This is a genomic window from Streptomyces sp. NPDC058470, assembly GCF_042721055.1.
GTDB lineage: Bacteria > Actinomycetota > Actinomycetes > Streptomycetales > Streptomycetaceae > Streptomyces.
Window position 1 is genome coordinate 20,215 of the sequence record NZ_JBHXMF010000089.1, and the last position, 7,708, is coordinate 27,922.

Genomic DNA, 7,708 nt, shown 5'->3' on the forward strand with positions numbered 1-7,708 from the left:
GCTCATGTCATCCCACTACCCGCCCGTGAGCGGATCGGTGCGTGGAGCGGCGGCCAGATGTACGCCGACCCGCTTGACCAGGAGCGTCATTTCGTAGGCGACCTGCCCGACGTCCGAGTCGGCGTCCGACAGGACGGCCAGGCAGCTGCCGTCGCCCGCCGCCGTGACGAACAGAAAGGCCTCGTCCAGTTCCACGACCGTCTGGCGGACGCTGCCCGCCTCGAAGTGGCGGCCGACGCCCTTGGCAAGGCTGTGGAAGCCGGAGGCGACGGCAGCCAGATGCTCACTGTCCTCTCGGGACAGGTCCTTGGAGACCCCTATGGGCAGGCCGTCGCCGGAGAGCACGATCGCCTGGCGGATGCTGGCGACGCGGTCCACCAGGTCGTCGAGGAGCCAGTTCAGCTCCCCCGATACTCTGCTCGTCGCGGTGGGCCCTGTCGCCTTCGGTGCGGTCATCGACCGTCCCCCCTTGTCGTTCCTGGTGCTGTGCCGTCGTGGGGCTCGTCGCCCGCGGCGTTCTCCTCGCGGCCACGCTGCCAGCCGCGCTGGAGCGAGGCCATCCGGCTGCGTACCTCGTCGGCGTCGCGATCGGCGGGGTCCGCGCCGTTACCGGCCCCGCCCTTGTCCCGCTCGGTGCGCCGCTCGAGGTCGTTCTTCAGTTGCGGGGCCAGATTGGCCTGCCGGACGCGGCGGGGCAGCGGGCCCACGCCCGATTCCTCTGTTGCCGTCGCGGCCTCGGGGCGCGGGGTGGTCTCGCCCGCGCCGGGCGACGAGGCGGTGCGACGACTGCGCTGGGGAAGGGCGGGGGGCTCTCGCAGCTCGGCGGCCCCCCGAAGCTCGGAAGCCTGTCGAAGGCCGGAGGGCTCACGTCGCCCGAGAGCCCTTCTGAGACCGATGGAATCCGAGAACTCGGCTCCGCCCCGCTCCGGGGTCTCGGAGCTCTCGTCCCCACGCCGCCCCGTGGTCTCGGCGCCGCCGCCGCGCCGCCTGGCCGCGAGCGGCCGCATGTCGTCGGCCTCCGCCACGCCACGCTGTCCGCGCTGCTCCGGGCCCTCCGTCGGCTCCGGACCGGCTACCGGCTCGAAGTCCTCCGTGGCCCCCTCGTCCGTCCCGTCGCGGCGGGACCGCGTCTGGGTCACCGGTCGGCCGTGCGAGCTGACGAGCTTGGGCGCCCCGCGCCGGGGCAGCTGGACGGGCCCGTCAAGCTGGTCGTTCTCGCCGGACCGGGCGGGCTCGCCCCGGCCGTCGCGGGACTGCTGGCGCTGCTCGCCCGGGACACGGGTGATGGAGCGGCGCGGCCTGAACAGACCGCCGCGTTCGCTGTCGTCGTCGCCGAGGGCGCCGGGGAAACCGCTGAGGGTGTCCAGGTCGACCGGGGCTTCCAGTTCGACGGGCCCGTCCAGAATCGAGGCGGGCAGACCCGGGATCTGGACCGGTGTCTGGGAGAACGCGGCCTTGCGGTCCGCTTCGACCTCGCCCTCCCGTGTGGGCAGCACACGGTCGAGTCGGAAGCCGACGCCGTTGGTGTCCGGGACCTCGTCCGTGAGCAAGGCATCGGGGATGAAGACGACCGCGGTGGTACCGCCGTACGGCGACGGCTGGAGGGAGACGCGGACGTTCTGCCGCTGCGCGAGCCGGCTGACCACGAAGAGCCCGAGCCGGTCGGTGTCGGACAGCTCGAACTCCCGGGTTTCGGCAAGCCGTAGATTCGCGTCGAGGAGCGCCTCAGCCGCCATACCCAGGCCGCGGTCGTGGATCTCCAGAGTGAAGCCGTTGGCGACGCGTTCCCCGTGGACGTGCACGGCGGTGTGCGGAGGCGAGAACACCGTGGCGTTCTCCAGGAGTTCGGCGACGAGGTGCGTGAGGTCGGCAACGGCCGGTCCGGTGGCGGCGACACGCGGCAGGCGGCGTACCTCGATGCGCTCGTAGTCCTCGACCTCGGCGACGGCGGCGCGGACGATGTCCATCAGCTGGACCGGCTTGCGCCACTGCCGGGACGGAGCGGCCCCGGAGAGGATGACCAGGCCCTCGGCGTGGCGGCGCATCCGGGTCGTCAGGTGGTCGAGGCGGAACAGGTCGGCGAGTTCGTCGGTGTCGTCGGTCCTGCGCTCCATGGTGTCGAGCAGGGTGAGCTGCTTGTGGAGCAGGACCTGGCTGCGGCGAGCGAGGTTGACGAAGACCTCGGAGACGCCGTCGCGCAGTTCGGACTGCTTGACGGCAGCTTCGACGGCGGCGCGCTGAAGGGTGTTGAGGGCCTGGCCGACCTCGCCGATCTCGTTCCGGTCGTACTCCAGGCGCGGAACCTCGGTCTCGACGTCGACCACTTCGCCCGTGGACAGGCGGCGCATGACGCTGGGCAGCCGGACGCCGGACGCCTCGTGGGCCTCCAGGCGCAGCCGGCTCAGGTCGCGTATGAGGCCGCGGCCGATGCGTACGGACATGAAGAGCGAGAACAGCAGGGCGATGAGCCCGAGGACGCCCGCGATGACCGCCTTGAGGATGACGCCGACCACGACCGGTTGGACACGGTCCTGGTAGCGGTCGGCCGTCTGATCGTTGAGCGTGCCCAGGTCATCGAGGACGTGCCCGGCCGCGGTGTCCCAGTTCTTGGCGGTGATGCCGCTGGGCGAGTCGGCATCGGAGGTGACAACGGCCTGCTCAGCCACCCGCAGAGGCGCGCTGTCGGCGTTCTTCCAGTAGAGCTCGAAGCGCTCTCGATCGGAGGAGGGCAGCAGCGGCAGGCTCATCTCGTACATCAGTGCGCGCTGGGCCATGAGGTCGGACGCGTCGCGGATCTCGTCCTTGGTGATGTGGCCCGCGACCAGCGCGGAGCCGAGGAGGGCGTCCTCGCGGGAGAGGAACTCACGGGCCCGGGCGAGGTTGACCAGTGCGCGGCCCTGCTTGTCCATCTCCACGTTGTTGAGCAGGTGGATGTTGGTCATCAGGATGTAGCAGGGGTCGACCAGACGGTTGTAGAGGTCGAGGGACTGGGTCCGGTTGACCGTGCCCTCCTCGACGCTCTGGCGCAGCGAGTCGATTCCGTCGAACGCGTCCAGGATGGTGGTGAGGCGCTGGGAGGGGCCCTCACCCATGTACTCGCGTACGTCCTCGTCCTTGGCATTCCTTCGGACCTTCGCCACGGCGTCGTCGGTGGCGGTACGGCTGCGCTTGAGCGCCGCGAGGGCGTCGGAGGCGCGCGGATCGGCCAGATAGACGAGAGTCTGGCGGCGCTCCTGCTGGAGGACGCGGACGGCGTCCTCGGTGGGGTAGCCGATCTTCTCCACGACGTCCGACACGTTGAACAGGTTGTTGGCCTCGCGCCCGGTGAGCACCGTCGCGAACGCCCAGATGGCCGTCAGGGACACCAGCGGCACCAGGAGCAGCGCCACGATCTTCCGGCGGATCGACTTCCCGCGAAAGCGCATGGCCTCCCCCAGCTCGACCCCCTCCGGCCCGGGGGTACACATGTGCGTCAACAAACGGCGTGAGCCTACTACCGACCCACGAGGAACTCGAAGGCCCGTCCGGGAGCAGACGTCCCATTTGGGGAACGAAACATGGGGAGTTGTCCGTTCATTGAGGGAGATTGCCTCCCGCAATCCGGCAACGGGGCCGGGTCACATCGGAGCGGTGAACTCCGTCAGTTGGCCGGAATTCTTCGCTTCTAGGGAATCTTCGAGGCGCGTTGTTCGTCTTTCTGTACGGGAGATGGGAGCGGAATCGGCCGCAGGAGCCGTATGCCGCGCCCAGACGGCGTAATACAGCGCAAGCCGGGCAGCCAAAGGGGAGCCGGGGTCACCTGACCCCGGTGCGACAGGTCTGCTGGGCGGTGGGGAGTGACGAGTTGATGGGCACGGCGGAGCGGAGCGGAGCGCCGGTGATCAGCGTTGCGGAGCCCGAGGCGGAACAACCAGCCACACAGGTACCGGATCGCGACACTCGGGCAAACGGGCACGATCGGTTGGACGAGCGACACGGGGCGACGGGCGGATACATCGTGGACGGGCAGGGCGTTGCCGTGGCTGGGCGCAGCCATGTGGACGGACCCGATGTGACCGCGGAGAGGCCCCGCCGCGCAGAAGGGGTGGGCGGGGCCACGGGCCTTCACGGCCCGGCGCGGGGACAGGAGCAGCAACAGCGGCGCGGCCATGGCCGCGCCGGAGAAGCGTCCGGCTTCGCACAGGAGCGGGGCTTCCCGGCGGAGGAGTACGAAGAGGAAGCGCGGGTGTACTACCGACCGTTGTGGGTCGAGGAGCCCGCGCGCAGGCGCCGGCTGCCTGATCCGGTGCGTACGGCGGCCGTGCGGGCGCTGCTCATCGTCTCCGTGACCCTGATCCAGGCCATGGTGGCCTTCCTGTCCACGCTCGCGGGATCCTGGCTGGCCTTCCCGATGGTCCTCAGCAGTGTTGCCAGCACGGTGGTGGCCACCTGGGCCGCCCTCGATGTCTGGGTGACACGACAGGTGTGGAACCAGCGCAACGGAGTGGTGTCGGTACCGAGCAGCACTGCACGGGCGTTGCGCCGCGAGCGGCGCAGGGCCCGACAGCAGGCACAGACGGACGAGCGCGCCCAGGAGCGGATACGTCGCCAGGGCGGGGCCGGGCAGTTGTCGCACTCCTAGGCACCCTCAGGTGTCACCAGCGCTGCGCCAGCGCCGGTGACAGTGCCAGTGACACCTGAGGCACCTGAGGCACCTGAGGCACCTGAGGCACCTGAGGCACCTGAGGCACCTGAGGATCGCGCCCCTTTGCGCCGCCCCAACACCTACACCCGCCGGGCGGACCGCCGACCCGGCCCGCCCGCTGAAGGGTCAGGGTCGTCACAGTGCCGCCGTCTCCATCGGATCTGCGCTGCGGGCGAGTTCACGACGTGCCCGCATGAACGGGCGTGGGCGGTCGACGGAGAGGACGGCTGTCGTACGACCGTCTCGTTCGTAGAGGGCCAGGAAGCCGCCCTCGGCCGGTGCGCCGTCCTCGAGGGCGCCCTCGGCGATGCGGACGGTTTCGGCCTCGTGGCGCCGGCCCGCGAACTGGATGCGTGCGCCGTACTGATCGGACCAGAAGTAGGGCAGGGGGCGCACGGTGTCCACAGTGCGTCCGGCGAGCAAGTTGCGTACGGCAACTCGGGGTTGTTCGGTGGCCGAGGTCCAGTGCTCGGCGCGGGCTCCCCCGGCGCGGGCGACATCTCCGACGGCGACCACCTGAGGAAGTCCGGTCACGCAGCCGTCGTCGCACAGCACGCCGTCGTGCAGGGCGAGCGCTGAACCCGCGAGCCAACCGGTGTTGGGGGTGGCGCCGATGCCCACGATCACGACGTCAGCGGGAAGGGTCCGGCCGTCGGTGAGCCGCACGCCGGTCACGGTACGCCGCGGCGCGCGGTCCTCGGCGACCACTTGCCCGGCGGCCACGTCCTCGTGCGAACGCGCCGCGCCGCTCCCGAGCAGGCCGGCCACACCGGTGCCGGTGACGAGGTCGACGCCGCCTCGGCGGTGCAGGGCGGCGCACACGGCGGCCATGTCGGGGCCGAGTTGGGGGACCAGGGGCAGCGGGGCGGCCTCGAGGACCGTGACGTCGTGGCCGAGGTCGGCGCACGAGGAGGCGGTTTCGGCGCCGATGAAACCGCCGCCGATGATGACGACGTGGAGCGATCCCCGGCTGAGTTCCGCACGCAGGGCGCGGGCGTCATCGAGGGTGCGCAGGGTGTGGACGCCGGCGAGGTGGTCGCCCGGAAGGCGGCGGGCCGAGGCGCCGGTGGCGAGGACCACGCCGTCGGTGGAGACGGTGCGGCCGTTGTCGAGGAGGATGGTGCGGCCGCGGGGGTCAAGGCCGCGGGCACGTACGCCGAGGAGCCACTCGGCGTCGAGTTCGGCGCTCTCCTCGTCGTCGGTGAGGGCGAGTTGGTCCTCGTCGGCGCGGCCGGTGAGGAAGTCCTTGGACAGGGGCGGGCGGTCGTAGGGTCGGTGGGGTTCGTCCCCGACGATCACCAGCCGTCCGTCGAACCCCTGGGCGCGCAGTTCGCGAGCCGCGTACACCCCGGAGAGGGAGGCGCCGACGACGGTCACGGTCCTCATGAGGCGCGCCTCCGGATCCGTACGACGGGTACGGCGCCGCACTCGCCTGCAGTACGTCGAGGCGTGCAGTGCCCTGTGGGAGCAGCCCACGCGTTGTCGGCAGTGGTCTCATACGTCATGCTGCGGTGCCCTCCTCAGCGGCCAGATGGACGTGGATGACGCCGTCGTCGACGGTGACGCGGTGGGTGCGGACGGGGCGGCGTGCGGGCAGACACGTCGGTTGCCCCGTGCGGAGATCGAATGAGGCGGCGTGCAGCGGGCATTCGACCAGACAGCCCTCCAGCCAGCCCTCGGAGAGGGAGGCGTCCTGGTGGGTGCAGGTGTCGTCGATGGCGTACAGCTCGCCGTCGGCGTTGAACACGGCAATGGGCGGCGTGGCGTCGATACGGACGGATTCGCCTACGGGGAGGTCTTCGAGGCGGCAGACGGGAATCATGGGCCCCCCTCTCGGTCCGGACAGGTTGTTGTCCGACCGCTCAGGTCCAGGCAGTCCGGTATCCGAGCGGAGGTGCTCGCCTTCGAGCCCTAGCCGGTTCCGGACGCTTCGGTAACATGATGTTTCGCATGGCGCATGAGGGAGCGCTATGCGCAACAGAATCCGCGCGGGAGTCCCGTCACGTCAAGGGCTTCCCGCAGATGCGGCCCAAACAGGGCCGCCAGGTGGTGAGAGTTGAGCTATGACCCGCACTCAGAAGCAGGCTGAGCCGAACGAGGGGACGGAGACCAACGGGGCGACGGCGGGGAAGCAGGGCAGAGGGGCGGGCAGCGCCGTCCAGTCGGTCGATCGAGCCGTGAGCGTGCTGGAGATCCTCGCCCGGCTCGGCGAAGCGGGTGTCACCGAGATCGCCGACGAGCTGGAGGTGCACAAGTCCACCGCCTTCCGACTCCTCGGCGTCCTGGAGAACCGCGGTCTGGTGGCGCAGGCCAAGGACCGCGGGAAGTACTACCTGGGAGCCGCCGTACTGCGCCTCGCGGGAGCGGCGGCGGTGCGTCTGGACATCTCCCAGGAGGGCGTTCCGGTCTGCCGTGAACTGGCCGACGAGCTGGGCGAGACCGTCAACATCGCGGTCCTCGACGACGACGCGGCGGTCAACATCATGCAGGCCCGCGGCGCCGCCTCCGTCACCGCGCAGAACTGGCTGGGCAGACGCACCCCCCTGCACGCCACCTCCAGCGGAAAGGTCCTCCTCGCACACCTTCCGCCCACGTTGCGCGAGGGGCTGCTCGCCCGCCCGCTGCGGCGATTCACCGAGCGCACCATCACCGGCACCGCGGCACTGCGCTCCGAGCTGGAGGCGGTCGTCGAGCAGGGCTACGCCTACGCGCTAGAAGAGCTGGAGCTGGGTCTCGCCGCGGTGGCCGCCCCGGTGCGCGCCCACGACGGCAAGGTCATCGGCGCGATCAGCACCTCCGGGCCGGTGTACCGGCTGGACTCGGACCGGCTGCCGGACCTCGCCAAGCGCACGGTCGCCGCCGCGGCCGAGCTCTCACGCCGGATGGGCTACGGCTTCTGACGGAAGCCGCGGCGGACACGCGGCGGTCAACGGACACGCATCGCGGCCTTAAATCCACTCCGCACCACCCCTTCGAGGGAACCCGCACCACCCGACACACAGAGGCGCGGGGCCAGGAATCACC

6 protein-coding genes are annotated in these 7,708 nt (G+C 70.7%); 2 read left to right on the top strand and 4 right to left on the bottom strand.

Annotated features, from left to right (window positions below; translation table 11 throughout):
• Positions 1-15: 15 nt before the first annotated feature.
• Together ACFWP7_RS39500 and ACFWP7_RS39505 are read right to left on the bottom strand one after the other, a co-directional pair.
• On the bottom strand, positions 16-456 hold the full coding sequence (locus ACFWP7_RS39500; protein WP_384392410.1) for a roadblock/LC7 domain-containing protein: 441 nt from the start codon (positions 454-456) through the stop codon (positions 16-18).
• Positions 453-3,425, bottom strand: a complete 2,973-nt coding sequence (locus ACFWP7_RS39505) for a nitrate- and nitrite sensing domain-containing protein (protein WP_384392413.1) — start codon at positions 3,423-3,425, stop codon at positions 453-455. Before ACFWP7_RS39505 ends, ACFWP7_RS39500 begins: the two co-directional genes overlap by 4 nt.
• 536 nt (positions 3,426-3,961) lie before the next feature.
• On the opposite strand from ACFWP7_RS39505, the gene ACFWP7_RS39510 reads away from it, so the two are divergent.
• Complete coding sequence (locus ACFWP7_RS39510) at positions 3,962-4,621, top strand: hypothetical protein (protein WP_384392416.1); 660 nt, start codon at positions 3,962-3,964, stop codon at positions 4,619-4,621.
• 198 nt (positions 4,622-4,819) lie between these two features.
• Here the strand turns inward: ACFWP7_RS39510 and ACFWP7_RS39515 are convergent, their stop codons facing one another.
• Positions 4,820-6,070 carry an NAD(P)/FAD-dependent oxidoreductase gene (locus ACFWP7_RS39515; RefSeq protein WP_384392418.1) on the bottom strand — a complete coding sequence of 417 codons (1,251 nt, stop codon included), beginning with the start codon at positions 6,068-6,070 and terminating at the stop codon, positions 4,820-4,822.
• A gap of 115 nt (positions 6,071-6,185) precedes the next feature.
• Complete coding sequence (locus ACFWP7_RS39520; protein WP_384392420.1) at positions 6,186-6,506, bottom strand: bifunctional 3-phenylpropionate/cinnamic acid dioxygenase ferredoxin subunit; 321 nt, start codon at positions 6,504-6,506, stop codon at positions 6,186-6,188.
• A 241-nt stretch (positions 6,507-6,747) separates the two neighbouring features.
• Between ACFWP7_RS39520 and ACFWP7_RS39525 the strand changes: the two genes are divergently transcribed.
• The gene (locus tag ACFWP7_RS39525) at positions 6,748-7,584 is read left to right on the top strand and encodes an IclR family transcriptional regulator (RefSeq protein WP_384392423.1); all 837 of its coding nucleotides are present in this window, start codon (positions 6,748-6,750) and stop codon (positions 7,582-7,584) included.
• The last annotated feature ends 124 nt before the right edge of the window (positions 7,585-7,708 follow it).